The sequence below is a fragment of the Streptococcus sp. 3705 genome (assembly GCF_013277145.1).
Lineage (GTDB): Bacteria > Bacillota > Bacilli > Lactobacillales > Streptococcaceae > Streptococcus.
The window spans coordinates 18220-43909 of the sequence record NZ_VMMJ01000030.1; the positions used below are offsets into that span (position 1 = coordinate 18220).

Genomic DNA, 25690 nt, shown 5'->3' on the forward strand with positions numbered 1-25690 from the left:
TATAATATTGTAGCCGAGGGAGAAAGACATGAATCTTAAACGTGAACAAGAATTTGTTAGTCAGTATCATTTTGATGCGCGTAATTTTGAATGGGAAAATGAAAATGGAGCTCCTGAAACTAAGGTGGATGTGAACTTCCAATTGCTCCAACATGATCAAGAAAATCAAGTGACTTCCTTGATTGTTATCTTGACATTTATGATTGTATTTGATAAGTTTGTCATTAGTGGAACTATTTCACAAGTAAACCATATCGATGGCCGTATTGTCAATGAACCAAGTGAATTGAGCCAAGAAGAAGTGGAAACTTTGGCTCGTCCAAGTTTGAACATGCTTAACCGTTTGACTTACGAAGTAACTGAAATTGCATTAGACTTACCAGGAATCAATTTGGAGTTCTAATATGAAACTAGCTGTTATTACAGATTCCTCTGCCTATCTCAGTGCAGAGACCTTGCAAAGAGAAGACTTGTTTGTCTTGGATATTCCTGTCAATATTGATGGTGAGGAGTATGTCGAAGGTATCAATCTGACTGCTGAGGAATTTTACCAAAAAATGGCTCAGGCTTCTGAATTGCCTAAGACCAGTCAACCAAGCATTGCCAAGTTAGATGAAATCTTAACTTCGCTCAAAGAACAAGGCTATACCCATGCCTTGGGGCTTTTCCTATCTTCTGGAATTTCAGGTTTTTACCAAAATATCCAGTATATGGTGGATGACTATGAAGGTTTAACTATTGCCTTTCCAGACACTTTGATTACAAGTGCTCCTCTGGGTATCATGGTTGAAAGCGTCTTTAACTGGCGAGACCAGGGCGATGATTTTGCCAGCATTCAGGATAAGCTAGCCATTCAAATCAGTCGTACGTCAGCCTTTATCATGGTAGATGATTTGGACCACTTGGTCAAAGGTGGACGTCTTTCAAATGGTGCTGCTATTTTGGGCAATTTGCTTAGCATTAAGCCAATCCTCTATTTCAATGACCAAGGTGTGATTGAAGTTTACGAAAAAGTTCGTACGGAAAAGAAAGCAACCAAGCGCTTAATTGAGATTATCAAGGAAGAAACAGCTTCAGGGCAATATCGTGTCATTGTCATTCATGGGAATGCTCCTGAAAAGGCTGAGGAATTGCGTCAGCACTTGATTGAATCTGGATTGAGTTCAGATGTTTCACTTGCTACATTTGGTAGTGTCATTGGAACCCACCTAGGAGCAGGAAGTATTGCCTTGGGTTATATTCCAGTGATTTAGTTGGCACTTCTAGACTAGTTAAGATGGCTTGTATTTTAGCAATTGAACACGGACTACCTGCCTCTTGAAAAAAGATGCCTGTCTTGCCTTTCGTGGAAAGTCAGCGCCATTCCCTATTTTTCATGGGCAGCCAACGTCCTTTGTATCTTAGACAGGAGTAGAGATGAGTATTCGAGTAATTATTGCTGGTTTTAAGGGAAAGATGGGCCAAGCTGCTTGTCAGATGGTCTTGGCTGATCCAGAATTGGACTTGGTAGCAGTTTTGGATCCTTTTGAGTCTGAGTCAGAATGGCAGGGTATTCCTGTTTTCAAGGATAAGGTTGATTTAGCAGACTTTGAAGCGGATGTCTGGGTAGATTTTACTACTCCAATTGTTGCCTACGAAAATACACGTTTTGCTCTTGAAAATGGCTTTGCTCCAGTAGTTGGAACGACAGGCTTTACTAGTGAAGAAATTGCAGAGCTAAAAGAAATTTCTCGTGCCCAAGACTTGGGTGGCTTGATCGCCCCTAACTTTGCCTTGGGTGCTGTCTTGCTCATGCAATTTGCGACGCAGGCAGCTAAATATTTCCCACATGTGGAGATTATCGAGCTCCATCATGACAAGAAAAAGGATGCTCCGAGTGGAACAGCCATTAAAACAGCTGAGTTGATGGCAGAGGTTCGAGAGTCTATTCAGCAAGGCGCGCCTGATGAGGAAGAATTGATTGCAGGTGCCCGTGGTGCTGACTTTGATGGCATGCGTATTCACTCAGTGCGTTTGCCAGGCTTGGTAGCTCATCAGGAAGTCATCTTTGGCAATCAAGGAGAAGGATTGACCCTCCGTCATGACTCCTATGATCGCAGCTCCTTCATGACAGGGGTCAATTTGGGAATTAAAGAAGTTGTCAAGCGTCATGAGCTTGTCTATGGATTAGAACACTTATTATGAGATTAACGCAAATGCCTTCTGAATTTCAGAAGGCTTTACCAGTATTAGAAAAAATTAAAGAAGCAGGCTTTGAAGCCTATTTTGTTGGGGGTTCTGTTCGAGATGCCCTTCTCAATCGCCCTATCCATGATGTGGATATTGCGACGTCTTCTTATCCAGAAGAAACCAAGCAGATTTTTCCGCGAACAGCCGATATCGGAATCGATCATGGAACTGTCTTGGTTTTAGATGGGGATGAGGAGTATGAGGTAACCACCTTTCGGACAGAGGATGTCTATGTGGACTATCGTAGACCAAGTGCGGTTTCCTTTGTGCGTTCGTTAGAGGAAGACCTCCAGCGTCGTGATTTCACAGTCAACGCCTTTGCCTTGGATGAGACAGGAGAAATCATAGACTTGTTCCATGGCTTAGACGATTTGGAAAAGCAAGTCTTGCGGGCAGTTGGAGTGGCTAGTGAGCGTTTCAACGAAGATGCTCTGCGCATTATGCGTGGTTTCCGTTTTCAGGCCAGCCTTGGCTTTGAACTTGAGTCAGAAACATTTAAAGCTATGAAGACCTTGACACCGCTTTTGGAGAAAATTTCTGTAGAGCGTACCTTCGTTGAGTTTGATAAACTCTTGCTGTCTCCGTTTTGGAGAAGGGGCTTGGCTTCCATGATTGAGAGTCAAGCTTATGATTATCTCCCTGATATGGCAGCTAGCCAGGACAAGATCAACAGACTATTTGAATTAGAGACCGATTTTACCTTTGAATCCTCTGAACAAGCTTGGTCGGCTCTACTGTCGGCTTTGGAGATTGAAAATGCGCAGCCATTTTTGAAAGCTTGGAAGACCTCACGTCAGTTTGCCAAGCAAGTACAGGATTTGCTGACTATTTTGGCCTTGCGTGAAAAGGGAGAGTTGAGCAAGCGCGATTGTTATCGCTTTGACTTGGATTTACTTTTACAGGCTGAAAATCTTCGTCAGGCCCAAGGAAAAGAAGTCAACCCACAAGCCATCACAGAAACCTATCAGAGTTTGACCATTCATGACAAGAAAGAAATCCAAATCAACGGTGGTATTTTGATCAAGGAATATGGCTATCAGCCGGGACCAGACTTGGGAGAGATTTTAACAGAGATTGAGTATGCCATTGTCGATGGAGAATTGGAAAATGACCGTCAAGCCATCCATGCTTATCTGAGGGAGAAAAAATGAGTGATTTTATCGTTGAAAAACTAAGTAAATCCGTTGGTGACAAGACCGTTTTTAAGGATATTTCCTTTATTATCCATGACCTAGACAGAATTGGTCTGATTGGTGTCAATGGAACGGGGAAGACCACCCTTTTAGATGTTCTTTCTGGTGTTTCTGGCTTTGATGGTGACGTCAGTCCCTTTTCGGCTAAGAATGATTACCAGATTGGTTACTTGACCCAAGATCCTGATTTTGATGATAGAAAGACAGTCTTGGATACGGTCCTCTCCAGCGATCTCAAGGAAATCCAGCTCATTCGTGAGTATGAGTTGATTATGCTCAACTATAGTGAGGACAAGCAGGCCCGTTTGGAACGTGTCATGGCAGAAATGGACTCTCTTCAAGCTTGGGAAATTGAGAGTCAGGTCAAGACGGTTCTTAGCAAGCTGGGGATTCAAGACTTATCCACTCCAGTTGGAGAATTGTCAGGTGGTCTAAGAAGACGGGTCCAGTTGGCGCAAGTTTTACTTGGCAATCACGACCTCTTGCTTTTGGATGAGCCGACCAACCATCTGGACATTGCGACCATCGAGTGGCTGACCCTCTTTTTGAAAAATTCCAAGAAGACCGTCCTTTTTATTACCCACGATCGTTATTTCCTAGACGCTTTGTCAACACGGATTTTCGAGTTGGACCGAGCAGGCTTGACCGAATATCAGGGAAATTATCAGGACTATGTTCGCCTTAAGGCAGAACAGGACGAGCGCGATGCGGCTCTTCTCCACAAAAAGGAACAACTTTATAAGCAAGAATTGGCCTGGATGCGCAGACAACCGCAGGCGCGTGCGACCAAGCAGCAGGCTCGTATCAATCGCTTCCATGACTTGAAAAAGGAAGTTTCAGGCAGTAGTGCTGAGACAGACTTGACCATGAACTTTGAAACCAGTCGGATTGGGAAGAAAGTCATCGAGTTTCAGGATGTTTCCTTTGCCTATGAAAACAAGCCCATTTTGCAAGATTTTAATCTCTTGGTACAGGCTAAAGACCGTATCGGAATCGTTGGGGACAACGGTGTTGGGAAATCAACTCTCCTTAACTTGATTGCAGGCATTCTTGAGCCGACAGCAGGACAAGTTGTGATTGGGGAAACTGTTCGCATCGCCTATTTCTCTCAACAAATTGAGGGCTTGGATGAAAGCAAGCGTGTGATCAATTACCTGCAGGAAGTGGCAGAAGAGGTCAGGACCAGCGGTGGTTCTACGACTTCGATTGCAGAGTTGCTGGAGCAGTTCCTCTTCCCACGTTCGACACATGGAACCTTGATTGAGAAATTGTCTGGGGGAGAGAAAAAACGTCTTTATCTCCTCAAATTGCTCTTGGAAAAACCAAATGTTCTTCTCTTGGACGAGCCGACCAATGATTTGGATATTGCTACTCTTACAGTTTTGGAGAATTTCTTACAAGGCTTTGCTGGTCCAGTTTTGACTGTTAGTCACGACCGCTATTTCTTGGATAAGGTAGCGACTAAGATTCTCGCTTTTGAGGATGGCAAGATTCGTCCTTTCTTTGGTCATTACACCGACTATCTTGATGAAAAAGTCTTTGAAACAGAGATGGCCAATCAAGTGCAAAAGGCCGAAAAGGAAAAAGTGGTCAAGGTTCGTGAAGACAAGAAACGCATGACCTACCAAGAAAAGCAGGAGTGGGCAAGCATTGAAGGTGATATTGAAGCCTTGGAAAATCGTATCGCTGCGATTGAAGAGGAGATGCAGACCAATGGCTCTGATTTTGGCAAACTAGCTACTCTTCAAAAAGAACTAGATGAGAAAAACGAAGCACTCCTTGAAAAATACGAACGCTATGAATATCTAAGTGACTTTGATAGCTAAAAGAATAGAAAAATCCCGTCTCATGACAGGATGTCTCTATTCTTTTTTGGTTTCTTGATGAAAGATATTTTGCCAGGTTTCGTGGCGGCGCCAGATACTGGTATGGACGATACCATCTAACTCATAGCAGATGAGTTTGGTCTTTTGACTGATGGAAGTGATTTGGATGTCCTTGATAGCTGAATTCAAGTCTTTTTCTGCTTTATAGACCTCTTTATTCAACTGTTCTCCATCTTGACGAATATAGACAAAATCGTCAGCCAAGAGTTCTTCCAGTTGATTTCCCTGATCAATCAATTGTTCACGCATAAGCAATTTTTTATAGACATTGTCTAAAATTTCATCTTCAGGGATAGGTGCTGGCTCGATATGGACATCGGTATCAAAGACGCCAAAACGTTCCTCCAGCATAGACTCGACCTGATCCGCAATTTCATGGCTTTCAAAAACAGACAGGTCAGGGTTCATCTCTAGCGTAATATCCAGGTAGATGTTGCTACCGTAGGTGCGACCTCTTTGCGACTTAACCTTGCTGATTTTGGGAATTTCCATGATGGCCTTTTGATAATCCTCAAGCAAACGGTCGTCAAAACCATCTGAAAGACTAAAGGAAGACTCGATGAAGATATCATAGGCAGTCTTCAAGATAAAGAAAGTGATGATGATAGCAACCAGTTTATCCACAATGGGATAATTGAAACTGCTAGCTAGGATAGCAATAGTAGTACCAAGTGAAGTAACAGCGTCAGAAAGATTGTCCTTAGCAGCAGCCTTTAGCGCCTTGGAGTTGGATTTCTTACTGAGGCGAGTATTGTAGAGATAAACTAGAAACATAATCGCTGCAGAAATGATTCCTAGAGTTGCACCCAGAGGGTCAATGACTGTTTCTTCACGACTGAGAATCTTTTGAATGGTATCCCTTAGTACATCAAAGCCAACATAAAACATGATGATAGAAGTGACCAAGCTAGCCAAATCTTCAATCTTCCAGTGGCCAAAACGGTGGTCTCGGTCAGCAGGCTGGCGTGCCATCCGGATTCCAATCAAGAGGGCCACATTTCCAATGATGTCCGACACGTTGTTAAAACCATCAGCCACCAAACTGGATGAATGGAGGAGGTGCCCAGTTGCTAATTTGGCTGCAGACAAGATCAAATAGGTTGAAATGCTGATAATGGCCCCACGCTCAGCTAACTTGAGATTTGAGATAGATTGCTTCATTCAACTTCCTTTCTAGTCACATAGCATTCTACCATTATACTGGTTTTCAAGGGAAAATTCAAATAAGGCAGTTTTTACTCTTTGAAAACTTTTCAAAATTTGGTATAATAGTACTACTCAAGGGAGTAGCTGGCAGAAACCTGTGATAGTGTCGTCATTCCGAATTTTATACTGAAAAGTATGCTTTCCGGCACTATCTTAAACAGCGAGACTTGTTATGATTAACAGGTCTCTTTTTGTTTGTCGTGAAAAGATATGACAGAAAGAGAGTCTGTTTTGCACACAATGTCAAGGAGGAGACACATGTCAAAAGAACAAAAACGCCAAGCGTTTTACACTCAGAGTCCTGAAGAGGTCTTGAATGCTGTAGATGCGACCGAGAAAGGTTTGTCATCAAGTGAGGCGGAAAAGCGCCTTGCAGAATTTGGCCACAATGAACTCGAAGAAGGCGAGAAACGATCAATACTGGTCAAATTTATCGAGCAGTTTAAGGATTTGATGATTATCATTTTAGTTGCGGCAGCTATTTTGTCAGTCGTGACTTCTGGTGGGGAAGATATCGCAGATGCCATTATCATTCTAGCCGTGGTTATCATCAATGCTGCCTTTGGTGTTTACCAAGAAGGAAAAGCAGAAGAAGCTATCGAAGCCCTCAAATCCATGTCTAGTCCAGCAGCCCGTGTTCTTCGTGATGGGCACATGGCTGAGATTGACTCTAAAGAATTGGTTCCAGGAGATATTGTTGCTCTTGAAGCAGGTGATGTGGTACCAGCAGATTTACGTTTGCTAGAAGCTAACTCTCTTAAAATTGAAGAAGCAGCTCTTACAGGTGAGTCTGTGCCAGTCGAAAAAGACTTGACAGTTGAACTTGCTGCAGATGCTGGTATTGGTGACCGTGTCAACATGGCCTTCCAAAACTCTAACGTGACCTATGGTCGTGGGATGGGTATTGTTGTCAATACAGGGATGTATACTGAGGTTGGTCATATCGCGGGTATGCTTCAAGACGCTGATGAGACAGATACACCACTCAAACAAAACTTGAACAATCTTTCTAAGGTCTTGACCTATGCTATCTTGGTTATTGCCCTTGTTACTTTTGTAGTGGGTGTCTTCATTCAAGGGAAAAGTCCACTTGGTGAGTTGATGACCTCTGTTGCCCTTGCCGTTGCAGCTATCCCAGAAGGGCTTCCTGCTATCGTAACTATCGTTCTTGCCCTTGGTACTCAAGTTTTGGCTAAACGAAACTCTATCGTTCGTAAGTTGCCAGCTGTAGAAACTCTTGGTTCAACAGAAATCATCGCTTCTGACAAGACTGGTACGCTTACTATGAACAAGATGACCGTCGAAAAAGTCTTCTACGATGCGGTTCTACATGACTCAGCTGATGACATTGAACTAGGTCTTGAAATGCCCCTGCTTCGTTCAGTTGTCTTGGCAAATGATACTAAAATTGATGTAGAAGGAAACTTGATTGGTGACCCTACTGAAACAGCCTTCATCCAGTATGTCTTGGACAAGGGCTACGATGTCAAAGGTTTCTTAGAGAAATATCCTCGTGTGGCTGAGTTGCCATTTGATTCTGAACGTAAGCTCATGTCAACAGTTCATCCACTTGCAGATGGACGCTTCCTCGTAGCTGTTAAAGGTGCGCCAGACCAACTCTTGAAACGTTGTCTTCTTCGTGATAAGGCTGGGGATATTGCTCCGATTGATGAGAAGGTTACAAACCTCATTCACACAAACAACTCTGAAATGGCCCACCAAGCCTTGCGTGTCCTAGCAGGTGCCTATAAGATTATCGATAGCATTCCAGAAAATCTCACTTCTGAAGAGCTTGAAAATGATTTAATCTTTACTGGTTTGATTGGGATGATTGACCCTGAACGTCCTGAAGCTGCTGAGGCTGTTCGTGTGGCTAAGGAAGCGGGAATTCGTCCAATCATGATTACGGGTGACCATCAAGACACTGCAGAAGCTATTGCTAAACGTTTGGGAATTATTGACGCAAACGATACCGAAGACCACGTTTTAACTGGTGCTGAGCTCAACGAACTATCTGATGAAGACTTTGAAAAAGTAGTTGGTCAATACTCTGTTTATGCCCGTGTGTCTCCAGAACACAAGGTTCGTATCGTCAAGGCTTGGCAAAAACAAGGTAAAGTCGTTGCCATGACAGGTGACGGTGTCAATGATGCTCCGGCTTTGAAAACAGCAGACATCGGTATCGGTATGGGAATCACAGGTACAGAGGTTTCTAAAGGGGCTTCAGACATGATTCTTGCTGACGACAACTTTGCGACTATCATCGTCGCAGTGGAAGAAGGACGTAAGGTCTTCTCAAACATTCAAAAGACTATTCAGTACCTACTTTCTGCCAATACTGCTGAAGTACTAACTATCTTCCTATCAACCTTGTTTGGTTGGGATGTCTTGCAGCCAGTTCATCTCTTGTGGATCAACCTGGTAACCGATACCTTCCCAGCTATCGCTCTAGGTGTTGAACCTGCGGAGCCAGGTGTTATGACCCATAAACCACGTGGACGCAAGGCAAGCTTCTTCTCAGGTGGTGTTTTGAGTTCTATCATCTATCAAGGTGTACTCCAAGCAGCCCTTGTTATGAGTGTTTATGGCCTTGCCCTTGCTTATCCAGTACATGTGGGTGATAATCATGCCATTCATGCTGATGCCCTTACTATGGCATTTGCAACCCTTGGCTTGATTCAGCTCTTCCATGCCTACAATGTGAAATCTGTTTACCAATCCATCTTGACAGTTGGTCCATTCAAGTCTAAGACCTTCAACTGGTCCATCTTGGTATCCTTCATCCTTCTTATGGCAACAATCGTCGTAGAACCGCTTGAAGGAATCTTCCACGTAACCAAACTAGACTTGTCACAATGGGGAATCGTCATGGCTGGAAGCTTCTCAATGATTATCATCGTCGAAATTGTTAAGTTTATCCAACGTAAACTCGGCTTTGACAAGAATGCGATTTAAAAAGAAAAAGTCATCTTCGGATGGCTTTTTGCTACAGTTGAGGGAAAGGGCTTGCAGTTGCTGTCTTTTGTGCTATAATTGCTATAATATAGTAAAAAGCAAGAGGAGTGTGAGGAAGTGGAAAAGAAAATTGTAAAAGATATTTTGTTTTTATCTCAGGTATCTCAACCGGCAAGTCAGGATGATCTGTATCTTGCCAGAGATTTGCAGGATACACTCTTAGCAAATCGTGAGACCTGTGTCGGTCTGGCTGCCAATATGATTGGGGTGAAGAAGCGCGTGATTATCTTTAATCTGGGCTTGGTTCCTGTGGTCATGTTTAACCCAGTGCTCCTGTCCTTTGAAGGACCTTATGAGACAGAGGAAGGATGTTTGTCCTTGGCTGGGGTTCGACCGACGACCCGCTATGAAACCATAAGGGTTGCCTATCGTGACAGCAAGTGGCAGGAACAGACTATTACTTTAACAGGTTTCCCAGCACAGATCTGCCAGCATGAACTGGATCACTTGGAAGGACGAATCATTTAGGAGGAAAGCAAATGAAACGGATAATCTTTGAACTTATTTTTATCGCAACGACCTGGTATATCTTTTTACCGCCCCTTAACCTGACCAGCTGGGAATTTCTCTTCTTCCTCTGTGGGCATTTGTTAGTTGTGGCAATCTTATTTGGCTTTGGTAAGGGGATAAACCTTGTCAAAACGGTTCATGTGCGCCACGGCAAGGCGGAAGCTGCCTTAAATCTTGAGGGTTTCAAAATCAATCGGTTAGGGAAAGTTCTTTTAGCTTCGATTGGAGGAATTCTTCTCTTAGCAGGTTTGGTTTCTTTGGTGACTTCCAGCATGTTTCAGGCTAAAAATTATGCCAATGTAGTCACGGTTACGGAAAAAGACTTTACTGAATTTCCTAAGACTGACACCAGTAAGGTTCCTATCTTAGATAGAAGTACTGCTGAAAAAATTGGCGACCGCTACTTGGGTTCCCTAACGGATAAGGTGTCGCAGTACGTAGCGGCAGACACCTATACTCAATTGACGATTGATGGGAAACCTTATCGAGTTACACCATTAGAATACGCAGATCCTATCAAGTGGTTTAATAATCAAGCCAAGGGAATCGGCGAGTATATCAAGGTGGACATGGTAACCGGGAATGCAGACTTGGTAGACTTGAAGACACCAATCAAGTATTCAGATTCAGAGTATTTTAACCGCGATGTCAAACGTCACCTGCGCTTGAAGTACCCAACTAAAATCTTCAAGACTCCATCTTTCGAGGTAGACGATGAGGGCAACCCTTTCTATGTAGCAACGGTTTACCAAAAGCAATTTGGACTTGCAGTTCCTCGTCCCGTTTCAGTCATTATCTTGGATGCCACAAATGGAGACACCAAGGAATACAGCTTGGCAGATGTTCCAGAATGGGTGGATAGGGTCTATCCAGCTGAGGAAACTATTGAGCAAATTAACTACAACGGCAAGTACAAGGACGGCTTCTGGAATGCTATGATTTCCAAGAAAAACGTGACCCAGACTACCAAGGGCTATAATTACTTATCTATCGGCAATGACATCTATCTCTACACAGGTGTGACATCGGCCAATGCAGATGAGAGTAATCTTGGTTTCATCCTTGAAAATATGCGGACAGGGGAAATAACTAAGTACAGCTTGGCTTCTGCGACAGAAGAATCAGCCCGTGAATCAGCAGAAGGTGCTGTTCAGGAGAAATCCTACAAGGCAACCTTCCCAATCCTCATCAACCTCAATGACAAGCCTCTCTACATCATGGGCTTGAAGGACAATGCTGGCTTGGTCAAAGAGTATGCCCTGGTAGATGCAGTCGAGTACCAAAACGTTATCGTAGCTACGACAGTGGAAGAGCTGCTCAGCAAGTACGCCAATAAAAACGACCTTGAGATTGATAATGCAACAATAGAAAGCATCAAGGGTGTGGTAGCAGACCTCAAATCAGCTGTTATCAAGGGAGACACCGTCTACTTCTTTAAAGTTGACGGCAAGATTTACAAGGTCAAGGCTTCTGTATCTGATGACCTTCCTTATCTTGAAAATGGTAAAACCTTCGAAGGTCAAGTAGGAAAAGACAATTATCTCAAGACCTTTAAAGTACAGTAAAAAAGGTTTATTTAAGAAATATATGTTATAATAAAATAAATTAAGCCTAATGGAGGACAAAGAAATGGGTTTTTATTTGATGCTTGCTTCAATGCTACTCGGACTGCTTGCTTTGAAGATAGGTTTTTCTCAGTTCAAGGAGAACAAAGATAAATTCTTATCTATCTTAACAAGCTTAGCTGGGCTAGCCCTTGTTCTCGTGGCTGTCTGGTTAGGATGGCCAAAATAAATAGAGAAGCCTCGGTCAAACCGAGGTTTTTCAGATGAATTTCTTGGTTGTGGTTAAAAAATATGCTACACTATCAATATGAAAATTTTAATCCCAACAGCAAAAGAAATGAATGCAGATTTGCCAAGTATTGAAGCCACTCCTTTAAAACCAGAAAGTCAGGCTGTGCTTGATTCCTTGGCCCTCTATTCTGCTAGTCAATTGGAGAGTTTTTACAAGGTATCAGCTGAGAAGGCTGCGGAAGAATTTCAACATATCCAAACTTTGAAAAGGCAAACTGCTCAACACTACCCAGCCTTGAAACTTTTTGATGGGCTTATGTACCGTCACATCAAGAGAGACAAACTGACCGAGGCAGAACAAGCCTATCTTGAAAATCATGTCTTCATTACCTCGGCCTTGTACGGTGTTGTTCCAGCCTTGTCACCTATGGCACCTCACCGTTTGGACTTTTTGATGAAATTAAAAGTCGCTGGTAAGACTTTGAAGAGCCATTGGAAGGCAGCTTATGATGAAGCTCTGAAGAAGGAAGAAGTGATTTTCTCTCTCTTGTCATCAGAATTTGAGACTGTATTTTCTAAGGAAATTAGAGAAAAGATGGTGACCTTCAAATTTATGGAGGACAAGGGTGGTCAGCTGAAGATTCACTCAACCATTTCCAAGAAGGCGCGTGGTGCTTTCCTGACAACCTTGATAGAAAATCAAGTACAAACGGTGGAAGAAGCTCGTCGCTTAAGATTTGCAGGATTTAACTACCGAGAAGATTTGTCACAGCCACAGGAATTGGTTTTTGTTAAGGAAGTATAGAAATCAGATATTTTGTATTGGACAATATGTATCATCAGCTATTTTAGTTTATAAATGAGAAAAAAGCGAACAAGCTAGTCTTCTGAGTGTCAGAAAAGTAGTCTTGTTCGCTTTTATTATGTTAGTTACTTGATCGCATTAACCAAGTCTTGAGCTTGTTTTTTAAGTGAGTTTAGGACTGTTTCTTCAAGAACCAATTTTCCGTCTGCCCAAGCAGAGTCATTAACACGTGCAGCGGTGAAATCACCAACGACTTGTGTACGGATAAATGGCAAGAGGTCTTTGTAGATAGCGAAGAGTTGATCGTGACCTGCATTGGCTACAGATGATACTGTGACAAACTTGTCTTGAAGGGCAGAAGCGCCGCGTGTATCAGACAAGTCAAGGGCACGAGATAGCCAGTCAAGCAAGTTCTTCACTGTTCCAGGGATAGAGAAGTTGTAGACTGGAGAGAAAATCCAGATGGCATCAGCAGCGAGAACCGCTTCACGAGCAGCCGCTACAGCTGGATGAGTTGGAACTTCCAAATCTTGGCTGAAGAGAGGAAGGGCTGAATAATCAAGGTAGCTAACTTCCGCTTTACCAGCAAGTGCTTTCTCAGCTTCGAGGGCCATTTGGTGGTTGAAAGAACCTTGGCGTAGTGATCCGACGATAAATAATACTTTTTTAGACATGATGTGTCTCCTTTTTCTTAAATTTCCGAGAATTCTCTCGTTGTTATAAAATATATTACAACAAAACAAAAGGACTTGCAAGAAATTTGCTCAGAGTTTATTTGAAAATTATAAAATTGCTGAAATTCTAGTCATTTGTGATTGAAAAAGTAAGAACTGTTTCACTTAGGTTTCGGTTTACTTTGATCTTATAGAAGTATTCCTATATTCTCTTGTAATATGATGGCATAAGTGCTAAAATAAACAAGAAAACTAGCAATAGAAAGCGCAGAAGGGCTATTTTCCGGTATCATTTCATAAATTATTAAAGGAACAATAATGGCATTGAAGAATGCTTCTAAAAAGGGGTGGAGATCATGTAAGGAACAGATTAACAAGTGACGGACAAAAGAAATAATAATACACTTGTTAAGGAGAAAAGATGTTAATAAGAAATTATCGGAAAAATATTGGCCTGATGGCCGGAGTTGAGTTTTTTGCATTTTTAGGGATTACCAGTTTTTGGATTCTCTTTCTCAGTCAAAACGGAATGTCTCTTTGGCAGATTGGACTTCTGGAGAGTATCTTTCATGCGACCAGTCTTCTCTGTGAAATTCCATCTGGAATGTTGGCTGATCGTTATTCCTATAAGACCAACCTTTATTTAAGCCGAATAGCAGGGATTGTGTCTTCTATTCTTATGTTGGTTGGGCAGGGAAATTTTTGGATTTATGCACTAGCAATGGCGGTGAGTGCCTTGTCTTATAATTTTGATTCGGGAACAAGCGCAGCAATGGTCTATGACTCGGCTGTAGAGGCTGGACTAAAGGAGCGTTACTTATCTATTTCAAGTTTTATGTCAGGAGTAGCAGAAGGAACTCGGTCTTTGGGGACAGTGTTGGCGGGATTTTTTGTCCATGGTCAATTGCACCTGACCTACTATATCATGATTGCGACTTCTATCATAGTTCTTTTCCTGATTTGGATGCTGAAAGAACCTAGTGTCAAGCTAGAAAAAGCTGATAGTGTGACTATGAGACAGATTATTTGGACTGTTAAGGAAGAGTTGGAGCGAAATCCCATGCTGTTCAACTGGATGATTTTGTCTCAGATTGTCGGAGTACTCATGTGCATGTTTTATTTTTACTATCAAAATCAGTTACCAGATTTAAGTAGTTGGCAAATTTCAACAGTTATGCTACTTGGTAGTCTCTTGAATATCGTCGCAGTCTATCTAGCGAGTAAGATTGGAAAGAACTATGCTGCCTTGAAACTTTTCCCTGTCCTCGTCCTGCTGACTGGAGTTACCTACCTGCTGTCCTACTTTGGAACACCTCTAATCTATATTTTGGTCTATTTGATTAGTAATGCTCTATATGCTCTTTTTCAGCCTATTTTTGACAATGATTTGCAAGAGCGGCTCCCAAGTGAAGTAAGGGCAACCATGCTGAGTGTTTACTCTATGATGTTTAGCCTTAGTATGATTGTCTTCTTCCCACTGACAGGGTGGTTGATTGACCATTTAGGCTTTGTAGTAACATTTCTTTATCTAGGATTCTTTTTAGTCATGATTAGTCTTCTACTGGCTATCTTTTTAGGAAAATTGGCTAAAAGAATGGATGAAAAAATTATTTCCTAGATTAAAATAATTTCTGAAAACTTGAGTGCCAAGCTCAGGTTTTTTAATAGGTTGATTTTGGAGCTGTCTTTACTTTTCTTACTCGATTTTAACTAAGAAAAATCAGTTTGCTTTGAAGGAAGAAATAGAATTGGTTGCTTATACTCAATGAAAATCAAAGAGCAAACTAGGAAGCTAGCCGTAAGCTGTACTTGAGTACGGTAAGGCGACGCTGACGTGGTTTGAAGAGGTTTTCGAAGAGTATTCTTGCATTCACTTGTAATAAAGCTTAATAGATGGTAAAATAGACGAGTGAAAAAAAGACAAAACAAAGCAAAAAATAATCTACTGTGGCAGTATGGTCTAGGGATGACGATTTTGTTTGTGGTTATCAGTGCTTCCTTTCTGTATCTAGTGTTTCTGAGTATGAAACCTTATCAAACAGCTAAAAGTGAAGGAGAAAAATTAGCTCAGCAGTATGCAGGATTAGAGCAGGCTGATCAGGTTGACTTATACAATGGCTTGGAATCCTATTATAGCGTTCTTGGTCGTAATAAAAAACAAGAAGCACTTGCTGTCCTGATTGGAAAAGATGACCATAAGATTTACGTTTATCAGCTAAATCAAGGTGTTTCACAAGAAAAAGCGGAAGCCGTTTCTAAGGAAAAAGGAGCTGGCGAGATTGACAAAATTACCTTTGGCCGTTATCAAGACAAACCAATCTGGGAAGTCAAGTCAGGATCTGATTTTTATCTAGTAGATTTTGAAACAGGAGCATTGGTCAATAAGGAGGGCCTATGAAACTATCCAATCGTGTTTTAGAAATGGAAGAAAGTGTGACTCTGGCTAGTGATGCAAGAGCAAAGAAGTTAAAGGCTGAAGGAAAAGATGTACTTTTCTTAACTTTAGGTCAGCCCGATTTCCATACTCCCAAAAATATTCAAGATGCAGCTGTTGCAGCCATTCGAGATGGACGTGCTTCTTTCTATACGGTAGCTTCAGGTTTGCCTGAGTTAAAAGCAGCAGTCAATACCTATTTTGAGCGTTATTATGGTTATTCCGTAGCGGCCAACGAAATCACATTTGCTACCGGTGCTAAGTTCTCACTCTATACTTTCTTTATGGCTGTGGTCAATCCAGGTGATGAAGTCATCATCCCAACTCCATATTGGGTCAGCTATGGAGATCAGGTCAAGATGGCAGAAGGGATTCCAGTTTTTGTTCAAGCTAAGGAAGACAATCACTTTAAGGTGACCGTAGAGCAGTTGGAAGCAGCTCGCACAGACAAAACCAAGGTTTTGGTGCTAAATTCGCCATCTAATCCGACTGGTATGATTTACACTCGCGAGGAACTCTTGGCTATCGGAAATTGGGCAGTTGAGCATGACATTCTGATTTTAGCAGATGATATTTATGGTCGTTTGGTCTATAACGGGAATGAGTTCGTACCAATATCTAGTCTATCAGAAGCCATTCGCAAGCAAACCATTGTCATTAACGGTGTATCAAAAGCTTATGCCATGACAGGTTGGCGGGTAGGTTATGCAGTGGGTGATCCAGAAATCATTGCTGCTATGAGCAAATTGACAGGTCAAACAACTTCTAACCTAACTGCTGTTTCACAATATGCAACTATCGAAGCCCTAACTGGACCACAGGATTCTGTTGAAGTTATGCGTCAAGCATTTGAAGAACGTCTCAATACCATTTATCCGCTATTATGTGAGGTCCCTGGTTTTGAAGTAGTTAAGCCACAAGGAGCCTTCTATCTCTTTCCAAATGTTAAAAAAGCCATGGAGATGAAAGGCTATACGGATGTGACAGACTTTACAACAGCTATTCTTGAAGAAGTTGGTCTGGCCTTGATTACAGGAGCAGGATTTGGAGCACCAGAAAATGTCCGCCTCAGCTATGCGACAGACCTAGACACGCTTAAAGAAGCAGTTAAACGCTTGAAAGCATTTATGGGTAGTGAGAATGATTGATCATTTTGAAATTAAGGTAAAGGATTTACAAATTTCAGAAGGATTTTATAGGAGTTTTCTCGCTCCTTTGGGTTATAAATTAGCTTTTAAGACTAGTTCTCTAATCAGTTTTTATGCCCCAAATAGCCCTCATCCTGGTGGTGATTTTTGGCTGGCTCAGGGGACACAAGATCCTATTCACTTTGCTTTTTTAGCAGAAAATAAGGAAGAGGTTCAGGCTTGTTATGAGGCTGGCATAGAGGCAGGTGGGCGAGACAATGGGGCTCCTGGTTATCGCAGTGAGCATCCGATTTACTATGCTGCTTTTATGATTGACCCAGATGGGAACAATATAGAAGTGGTTTGCCATAAAGAATAAAAAAGAAAAGGAAAAATAATGACAAAACGTGTAACGATTATTGATGTAAAAGACTATGTTGGTCAAGAAGTGACGATTGGCGCTTGGGTTGCCAACAAATCAGGAAAAGGGAAAATCGCCTTCTTGCAATTACGTGATGGAACAGCCTTCTTTCAAGGTGTAGCCTTTAAACCAAACTTTGTAGAAAAATATGGTGAAGAAGTGGGACTTGAGAAGTTTGATGTCATCAAACGCTTGAGCCAAGAAACTTCTGTTTATGTGACAGGTATTGTCAAAGAGGACGAACGTTCTAAATTTGGTTATGAGTTGGACATTACAGACATCGAAGTGATCGGTGAATCTCAAGACTACCCAATCACACCAAAAGAACACGGAACAGACTTCTTGATGGACAACCGTCACTTGTGGCTACGCTCTCGTAAGCAAGTGGCTGTGATGCAAATCCGTAACGCTATTATCTATGCAACTTATGAGTTCTTTGACAAGAACGGTTTCATGAAGTTTGACAGCCCAATTCTTTCAGGAAATGCAGCAGAAGATTCAACAGAACTCTTTGAAACTGACTACTTCGGAACGCCAGCCTACTTGAGCCAATCAGGTCAACTTTACCTAGAAGCTGGTGCTATGGCACTTGGTCGTGTCTTTGACTTTGGTCCAGTATTCCGTGCTGAAAAATCAAAAACGCGCCGTCACTTGACTGAGTTCTGGATGATGGACGCAGAGTACTCATACTTGACACATGATGAGTCGCTTGACTTGCAAGAAGCTTATGTAAAAGCTCTTCTACAAGGTGTTCTTGACCGTGCGCCTCAAGCCTTGGAAACCTTGGAACGTGATACAGAACTCTTGAAACGCTACATTGCAGAGCCATTCAAACGTATCACTTACGATCAAGCTATTGACCTCTTGCAAGAGCATGAAAATGATGAAGACGCTGATTACGAGCATCTTGAGCATGGAGATGACTTTGGTTCACCACATGAAACTTGGATTTCAAACCACTTTGGTGTGCCAACATTTGTCATGAACTACCCAGCAGCCATCAAGGCCTTCTACATGAAACCAGTTCCTGGAAATCCAGAGCGCGTGCTTTGTGCAGACTTGCTTGCTCCAGAAGGTTACGGAGAAATCATCGGTGGTTCTATGCGTGAGGAAGACTACGATGCATTAGTTGCTAAGATGGATGAACTTGGCATGGATCGTACAGAGTATGAATTCTACCTTGACCTTCGTAAATACGGTACAGTTCCACACGGTGGATTTGGTATCGGTATCGAGCGTATGGTAACCTTTGCAGCAGGAACAAAACATATCCGTGAAGCTATCCCATTCCCACGTATGTTGCACCGTATCAAACCGTAAGAACAGGAAAACGCCCATGTGGCGTTTTTTTTCATAGAAATCTCTGGAAGCGAAAGGAAATATTATCAGCTTTTATAAAAGGAGTTAAGTTTCTACGGTATGATTATGGCAATGCATTTTTGTTAATAGATAGAAACAAGCTATAAAGAAAACGGAATGAGTTAGTCTGAATACAAAGTATTAAAAATTAGAAAATCGCATACTATTGGGTATTTAAAATCTTGATTATATGCGCTTTTCGTGAAAATATTTACTTCCTTTTCTTATAAAATTGAGTCTTTTACTAGACTCATACTAATAGTTGTTCAGAATGGAGTTTCGTATCCTAGTACATTTATGTTAGTGTTTAGAAACTTGTGCACGTTCTATTGTATCGAAGGCAACATTGGATTGAAACGATAAATATATGGAGATGAAACTTGAATTAATAATAGTCGTATGATACAATATTAAACGATATTGATAATTATTAGGCAACCCTTTTTAAAATGATAACCTCTTAATATTGCTAAAAAATTTAAGGGGGGGGGGCTTTTTGTTTGTCTGTATATTTCAATTCAATATTAAAAAACATGCATAAAGGAGGTTGAATCTCATGAAGAGAGGTCAACAAGATTTTAGAACGGAGAAGTACATTCGTTACGGTATTCGTAAGTACAGCTTTGGTGCAGCATCAGTGGCGATTGCGGCTGGTTTGATGTTTCTCGGAGCTGGCGCGGTATCAGCAACAGAAGTAGAAGGAGTTAATGAAACATCTTCAACAGCTACTCCAACATCGACCATAGGCGATGAGGGTGCTAATCAAGGTGCTAGCTCATCTAAACCCAATACTTATGGTGCAGAGCCAGTACTAACTAGGGACGGTGGTGAAGATACTGCCTCATCTCAACCTAGCGCTGAGAATACCGAAGCAGTGGCAACTAGCTCCTCTGCAGAAACAGTTGCAGATAAGGCTGGTCTTAAGGATATAGTCTCTGAGTTGGAATTACGTTTGTCCAAGATCAATCGTACTAAAGTTCCGGTATCTACTATTGCAAATGCAGAGAAGGTACTGGAAGAAGCGAAAAGAATCCTTGCCAAAGAAAATGCAAGTCAATTAGAAGTGAACAAAATCGCTAAAGCCAGTCGTTCACAAGCTTCAATCATTGCAAGTATGCCTAAAGTTCTTGGAGAAACACCAGCTGCAGTGGAAAATAAGGTAGAAGCAACACCAGCTACCCCAACAGCAACTGAAGCTGAAAAACGAGTTGAGGCAGCAAATGCAGAGTTGGCAACAGTGCAAGAAGACCTTGCTCGCTACTTACCGCAAGCAGAGAAGTTGGCTACAGATTCTGTAGTGATAGAAAGTGCAAAAGCAACTCTTCAACTGATTAAATCAAGCCTTGTGGATGCAAATATCACAATCCCTGAACTTGAAAAACGTGTGCAAGAAGCAAAACGTGTACGCAACAGCCTTGTAAATCTTGTAACAGGTTCCAACTCAGGTAGTCGTGACAGTCGCAATGGTCAAGCGATGAAAGAGGGAAGTCAGCTTCTGGCAGCTAGCGACTATATTTCAACTCCAAATGAGAATGGAACTTACACAACTATAGCTCACTCTCCAACAAAAGAGCATCATACTGGTGCAGATATTTATACATTTACCTCTACTGTAGCTAAGCAGGGAGATGTTTCTACCGAAGCAAGAAGTGGGGATATCAGCACTTTAGAAACTATTGTTTATTCTAATCAACGTTCGGAGACCAAAAAAGATGAGGGGAATGCAGGTCAAGGTGTTAATAATGCTGGACGTATGGATTATCCCTTAAGCAAGGAACAAGCAGAAGACTTGGCAGTAGAGGCGGATTTTTGGAAAAATAAAAAACGTATAGACGGTTCGACGATTTCGGGTGGTAACAATTCAAAATATCAAGCTAACGGTGGATATGAGTATCTAGCTACCCACATTTATCACTATGTCTATGAGCAAGGTCAAGACCGCGTTTATATCAATAAAATTAAGGATCGTTTTGACCTAACAGATAAAGCTAAGGCAGATGGTTGGACTATCTCAAATGTTTCACCGACAAACTTACCTAAAGGGTTAAAATATAATGCCGCCACTGACACAATTGAAGGCAAGATTCTCGAAGGTAGTTCCAACGGGGTATATGATACACGAACCTATGTAACTTATACTAATACCAAAACCAAGGCAAGTGTACGTGCATTTTATCGGAACTTACGTGGGGGTTGGATTGGCTGGCAAGATACGACAGCTCCGATTATCGAAAGTAATAATAAAGTCTATAAGGGAACCGTCGGAGAAGCGATTGCACCTGTAGATATCCATTACAAAGATGAATCTGCTTCCCGTATAACCACTGAAAGAGCCAATGTTTCCTATACTTTGGCTAATGGTACGGATACTCAAGTTCGTAATGAATATAATAATAATGCGACTTCTGGAATTTCAGGAAATATCTCAACAAATGGGGCAACGGTGGATACTGCCATTCCTGGTTTGACTTATAGACCAAACGCAGGGGCTACTCCTATTGCTGAAGATGGTAAAACTGTTGGCTATGATGGGAAGGGACTGATTTCTGGAACACCAACAAAGGCAGGGATTTACCATGTGACTGCCTACGCTAAAGATTACAACCTTACAGAACAAGCAAGTGGTTTTACTCAAAGTTGGAATTATGATACACAAGAAGGTCGTGGAGAATTGACCTTTGTCATCGCACCTAAGGTAACGGTAAAGAATATAAGCACTTATGACAGCACCGTACAGGTTGAGATTTCAAATGGGGCAACCTATGCAGAAATTACAACACCAGATGGTTCCAAGACTATTTTAAAAACCAATAAAGCAGGCAAGTGGGTTGTACAAGAGGGAACAACGAATACCGCGGTTTCTGTTGGGGCTGAAGTTGGAACGGTAGGGACTGAATTTTCTCTATCAGTAAAACCAGAAGCGACGGCAACAGCAGGGGTTTCTAAGATTTCTGCATATGCTAAAACTGAAGATGTAACGGCTAATCTCATGAGAACCAAGGTGGAGTTGAACTCTGCAACAAACGGTACGAAATATACAGCAACTCTCAATCCAACATCAGGTCGTTATGAATTAGCAGCCTCTGATGCAGAGGTGCGAACAGAGTCAAATGATGGCAATGGTAATTATACAATTACCAAACGAGAAGTTTCAGTCCGTGCCCAAACAGATGGCTCCATGAAGTTTGACTTGTACGAATATAAGAGAACATACAACAATGCGAACAAAGTGACGGCTGTTAATGATGTTACTCTAACTGAGACAGCTTATAGCAAGGATGACACAGCGAACACTGAGATAGGTAATGGTATGTACATTACTGTTACCTATGATAAAAATAGTAATGAATGGACAGCAAGTGATAAGTCTACAGTAACAGCAAATAAGACTGGTGATGACACATGGAAGATTACAACTAGTACGGGTTATACTGGCACTGTTAAGGGAGTTATGGCAGAAAACACTAGTACGTCTACTATCATCAACTCGAAACCAACTGCTACTTCGAATTCTTACGAGAGTACCTTGAATACAACTGTTAACCTAATCGACCGCCCTGCGGTAGTTACTGGTGCAAAAGTTAGTGTCAGAGATACTGAAGATGATAAGTTAGCTACAAGTACTGCAGAGTCTACATTCAAGGGAAGTCATAAAACAAAAGTAACAAGCATTACTGTTACAGATCCAGATGGCAACACTGTGTTTGCAGAGACTACATCTGGAGATGCAGCCAACTATCCAACTGCAACTGAACTTAAACTGACAAAAGTTGGTAAATATAGTGTTACCATCAATGTCATAGATAGTAATACAAACTTGGTTGATGGAACAACTGTAGGAGATACGACTGCTGGTACTGATCACGGAGTGAACACTTCTACAGCGACTACAACTTACACTATTACTGTTAAAGCTGGTATTGTAGGAACGCCTGCAACTACTAGCGATATTCAAGGAGCGGTTCAGAAAGGAACTCCAAGCTTCAATTTTGATGACGCAGAGAAAACTAAGATTTCTGCTACCACAAATGGTACAAAAGTTTATAGCTTAGAGTCAACAAATGCTACAGATAATACAGGAGCTACTGTAGGTACTTATGCTATCGATAAGGATACAGGTGAAGTAACCTTTACTCCTAATCCAACATTTGTTGGAACACCAAATCCAGCCAAGGTGACTTTGACCTTGACAGTAGACGGAGTTGACCCATTAACATCTACGGCAGATTACACACCAACTGTTATTGGAGTGAAACCAGAAGGAACTAAGGTATCTTCAACAGATATTCAAGGGGAAATTCAAACAGGTAAACCAACCTTTACCCCAGGTTCTGCAGAAGTAAACGGAGCTAGAAAAACAGTCCCATTGAAGGCTGATAGCTATAAACTTCTTGATAATACAGGTACAGAAGTAGCGGATGGCGCAACAACTCCAGCTTATGCTGCGGCAGATAATGGTAATGTTAAAGCTGGTGATGAGATTGGAACTTTCGGTATTGACAAGTCAACAGGTCTTGTGACATTCACACCAACCAATAAAGCTTATGTTGGAGCGGTAAAAGCTGTCCAAGTAGTTGTTTCAGATAACAATGGTACGCAACCAGAAAATGATAAACGTGGTGAATACACACCAAACATTCTAGGTGTTACCCCAACTGCTAGCGAAGCTTCAACTACAGGTATTCAGGGAGCTGTTCAAAAATCTGAAGTTGTTCTTAACGCCAAAGATGAAAATGTAAACACCTTGAACTTTAGCAAAGGTAGTGAGATTGTAAATGGAACTGAAAAATCTGTTGATTTAAATGAAGCTACTTTGACTCTAGTAGGAGCTGATGGTGAAGGTAAAGTATCGGTAGCTGGTCAAGGAACATACTCTATCGTAAAAGAAGACGGTAAGTCTTATGTTCAATTCACCCCGGTAGCCACTTATACAGGAAATGTAACTCCAGTAACCGTGAAAATTGCTGATGCTAATGGAACTGAAGTAACAACAATCTATACTCCTAAGATTGTTGGAGTGAAACCAAGTGCAGAATCTTCTAAGACAACTGGAATTCAAGGCGAAACTCAAACTTCTGCTATTAAATTTGACGCAGCAGACACAGATGATACAACTGTAAACTTTGCAAAAGGAACTGCGATTATAAATAGTGAGTCTAAATCAGTCGAACTAGATAAAACATCTGTGAAGCTAGTAGGTGCAGAAAACGGAACTGTTAATGGTGACGGTAGTGTTACTGTAGCGAATCAGGGTACTTATAAGCTTGTTAAAGATGAAACTGGAGCCATTGCTGTTACCTTTACTCCGCTGGCTACATTTACTGGAGAAGCCCATGCTGTAACAGTAAGTATTACTGATGCTAATGGAACTGAAGCAACAACAACCTACACTCCAAGCGTCACGCCTGTTAAAGCTTCAGCTGAACCTGCAACGTCTACTGGAACTCAAGGTTCAACTCAAAGTGGTACGCCAATTTACACAGCTCCAGAAGCTGGTACGGGTGTTACCGTCACTCCAACTTATACTTTGGATAACGATTCAACTACTAAAACTGTAGATGGTGTTGGTACTTATACAATTGATACAACTGGTAAAGTAACCTTTGTTCCCGTAGCTAGCTATGTATCAAGTGATGCCAATAAGACAAGTGTAGGAGTAAAAGTTACTTATAGATTAGAGACTGCAGATCAATCGCAGGCGACAATCACCTCTGAAACAACCTATACTCCAACAGTAAATCCTGTAACCTCTGCAGGAAATGATGTTGCAACGACAAACATCCAAGGTCATACCCAAAAATCAACAGATGAAGGGAAAGCTCTGACTTATACTATTTCTGATACTAGTCATATCACAGCACGCACTTATGCATTGGAAGGTGCAGATAATGATGGTAAAGTAGTGGTAGAGAATGTTGGAACCTACACAGTAGACGATAAAGGTCAGGTAACCTTTGTACCAGTCCCATCTTATGTAGGAACGCCGGCGCCTGTGACAGTTGTTGAATCAGCGATTTTAACTTCTGATGATAAGACTACAGCAATTATCACAACTAAGTCAATGTACACCCCAACGGTAACAGATGTGACCCCAACAGGTGCTTCATCGGCTACTGAAGGAGCTCGTGGAACTGTTCAAACATCTCCTGTAGTATTTGATACGCCAGATCAGGATAATACAACAGTAAACTTTAATAAAGGTAATGAAGAAGTTGAGCTTGATAAATCTACTCTGACATTAGTTGATAAAACTGGTAAAGAAGTGAAAGAAGTTGTAGTTCCAGGAGAAGGAACATATGTACTTAAGGATGGAGTCGTTGAATTTACACCAGAAAAAGATTTCGTAGGGAAAACTTCTGGAGTAACAGTTCAAGTGAAAGACGTCAATGGCAAAGTAGTTTCTGAAACTTATACTCCAACTGTTCGCCCAGATACTAGATATGTAGTTATTGAAAAAGATGGCAAAGAAACAGATTTACTTCCACCTAAAGATGGAACTAAACCTTCGGAACAAATTCCAGGATACAATGTTGTTAGAACTGAAATTGATGAAAAAGGAAATACAAAACACATCTACGAAAAAGTAAGTACCTTCTTCAAAGACAAAGAAGGTAAGGAAATTCCAAACTATCCAAGTGAACCAGGCACAGTCGATAAGAAAGATATTCCAGAATACAGATTCGTAGAAACTAAGAAACTGTCAAATGGAGACACAGAACACATCTACGAAAAAGTAAGTACCTTCTTCAAAGATAAAGAAGGCAAAGAGATTCCAAACTATCCAAGTGAACCGGGAACAGTCGATAAGAAAGACATTCCAGGCTACCGCTTCGTAGAGACTAAGAAACTGTCAAATGGAGATACTGTTCATGTTTATGAAAAAGTAACACCACCAGCTCCAACACCTTCACCTGTTCCTCAACCAAATCCAAGTAAGCAAAATACAACTACTTGGACTGATGAGAATGGAAATCCATTGAAACCAACTGAGCCAGGTTCTAAAGAACCGGGAACAATTCCAGGTTACGAATATGT

Annotated in this window: 18 protein-coding genes; 16 read left to right on the plus strand and 2 right to left on the minus strand. The window is 41.5% G+C overall.

Annotation, left to right across the window (positions count from 1 at the left end):
* Window positions 1-28: 28 nt before the first annotated feature.
* From HT714_RS08035 to HT714_RS08055, 5 genes are all read left to right on the plus strand, one after another.
* The gene (locus HT714_RS08035) at window positions 29-403 is read left to right on the plus strand and encodes a DUF1149 family protein (protein WP_001050088.1); all 375 of its coding nucleotides are present in this window, start codon (window positions 29-31) and stop codon (window positions 401-403) included.
* Window position 404: 1 nt separating this feature from the next.
* Window positions 405-1253, plus strand: coding sequence for a DegV family protein (locus tag HT714_RS08040; protein ID WP_173226788.1), 849 nt, complete (start codon window positions 405-407; stop codon window positions 1251-1253).
* A gap of 163 nt (window positions 1254-1416) precedes the next feature.
* Complete coding sequence (gene dapB / locus HT714_RS08045; RefSeq protein ID WP_173226786.1) at window positions 1417-2184, plus strand: 4-hydroxy-tetrahydrodipicolinate reductase; 768 nt, start codon at window positions 1417-1419, stop codon at window positions 2182-2184.
* A complete protein-coding gene (locus HT714_RS08050; RefSeq protein WP_345789541.1) occupies window positions 2181-3380 on the plus strand; it encodes a CCA tRNA nucleotidyltransferase in 1200 nt (399 codons plus the stop codon). Before dapB ends, HT714_RS08050 begins: the two co-directional genes overlap by 4 nt.
* Window positions 3377-5248, plus strand: coding sequence for an ABC-F family ATP-binding cassette domain-containing protein (locus HT714_RS08055; protein WP_173226784.1), 1872 nt, complete (start codon window positions 3377-3379; stop codon window positions 5246-5248). Before HT714_RS08050 ends, HT714_RS08055 begins: the two co-directional genes overlap by 4 nt.
* A gap of 36 nt (window positions 5249-5284) precedes the next feature.
* Here HT714_RS08055 and mntE read toward each other — a convergent pair whose 3' ends face one another.
* Window positions 5285-6469 carry a CDF family manganese efflux transporter MntE gene (gene mntE, locus HT714_RS08060; protein WP_173226782.1) on the minus strand — a complete coding sequence of 395 codons (1185 nt, stop codon included), beginning with the start codon at window positions 6467-6469 and terminating at the stop codon, window positions 5285-5287.
* Between the two features lie 303 nt (window positions 6470-6772).
* On the opposite strand from mntE, the gene HT714_RS08065 reads away from it, so the two are divergent.
* The 5 genes from HT714_RS08065 (at window position 6773) to yaaA (ending at window position 12640) form a co-directional block, all read left to right on the plus strand.
* The gene (locus tag HT714_RS08065; RefSeq protein WP_173226780.1) at window positions 6773-9469 is read left to right on the plus strand and encodes a cation-transporting P-type ATPase; all 2697 of its coding nucleotides are present in this window, start codon (window positions 6773-6775) and stop codon (window positions 9467-9469) included.
* Between the two features lie 117 nt (window positions 9470-9586).
* Entirely contained in the window at window positions 9587-9997 is a 411-nt protein-coding gene (locus tag HT714_RS08070; protein WP_173226779.1) for a peptide deformylase, read from the plus strand.
* Between the two features lie 11 nt (window positions 9998-10008).
* Window positions 10009-11604, plus strand: a complete 1596-nt coding sequence (locus tag HT714_RS08075) for a hypothetical protein (RefSeq protein ID WP_173251765.1) — start codon at window positions 10009-10011, stop codon at window positions 11602-11604.
* 64 nt (window positions 11605-11668) lie between these two features.
* Window positions 11669-11833, plus strand: coding sequence for a YczI family protein (locus HT714_RS08080; protein WP_057487076.1), 165 nt, complete (start codon window positions 11669-11671; stop codon window positions 11831-11833).
* Between the two features lie 78 nt (window positions 11834-11911).
* Complete coding sequence (yaaA, locus tag HT714_RS08085; protein ID WP_173226777.1) at window positions 11912-12640, plus strand: peroxide stress protein YaaA; 729 nt, start codon at window positions 11912-11914, stop codon at window positions 12638-12640.
* A 125-nt stretch (window positions 12641-12765) separates the two neighbouring features.
* On the opposite strand, the gene HT714_RS08090 is transcribed toward yaaA, so the two are convergent.
* A complete protein-coding gene (locus HT714_RS08090) occupies window positions 12766-13314 on the minus strand; it encodes an NADPH-dependent FMN reductase (protein WP_173226775.1) in 549 nt (182 codons plus the stop codon).
* 421 nt (window positions 13315-13735) lie between these two features.
* On the opposite strand from HT714_RS08090, the gene HT714_RS08095 reads away from it, so the two are divergent.
* The 6 genes from HT714_RS08095 to HT714_RS08120 form a co-directional block, all read left to right on the plus strand.
* Window positions 13736-14932: an MFS transporter gene (locus HT714_RS08095; protein ID WP_173226773.1), complete on the plus strand. Its 1197-nt coding sequence runs from the start codon at window positions 13736-13738 to the stop codon at window positions 14930-14932.
* 291 nt (window positions 14933-15223) lie between these two features.
* Window positions 15224-15712 (plus strand): DUF5590 domain-containing protein, encoded by a 489-nt coding sequence (locus tag HT714_RS08100; protein WP_049512551.1) that lies wholly within the window; start codon window positions 15224-15226, stop codon window positions 15710-15712.
* Window positions 15709-16896, plus strand: a complete 1188-nt coding sequence (locus HT714_RS08105; protein WP_173226771.1) for a pyridoxal phosphate-dependent aminotransferase — start codon at window positions 15709-15711, stop codon at window positions 16894-16896. Before HT714_RS08100 ends, HT714_RS08105 begins: the two co-directional genes overlap by 4 nt.
* Window positions 16889-17254 (plus strand): VOC family protein, encoded by a 366-nt coding sequence (locus HT714_RS08110; protein WP_173226769.1) that lies wholly within the window; start codon window positions 16889-16891, stop codon window positions 17252-17254. The genes HT714_RS08105 and HT714_RS08110 overlap by 8 nt, the downstream gene beginning before the upstream one ends.
* 15 nt (window positions 17255-17269) lie before the next feature.
* Window positions 17270-18616: an asparagine--tRNA ligase gene (asnS, locus tag HT714_RS08115; RefSeq protein WP_173226802.1), complete on the plus strand. Its 1347-nt coding sequence runs from the start codon at window positions 17270-17272 to the stop codon at window positions 18614-18616.
* Window positions 18617-19211: 595 nt separating this feature from the next.
* On the plus strand, window positions 19212-25690 hold a 6479-nt coding region (locus tag HT714_RS08120), incomplete at its 3' end, for a YSIRK-type signal peptide-containing protein (RefSeq protein ID WP_173251767.1).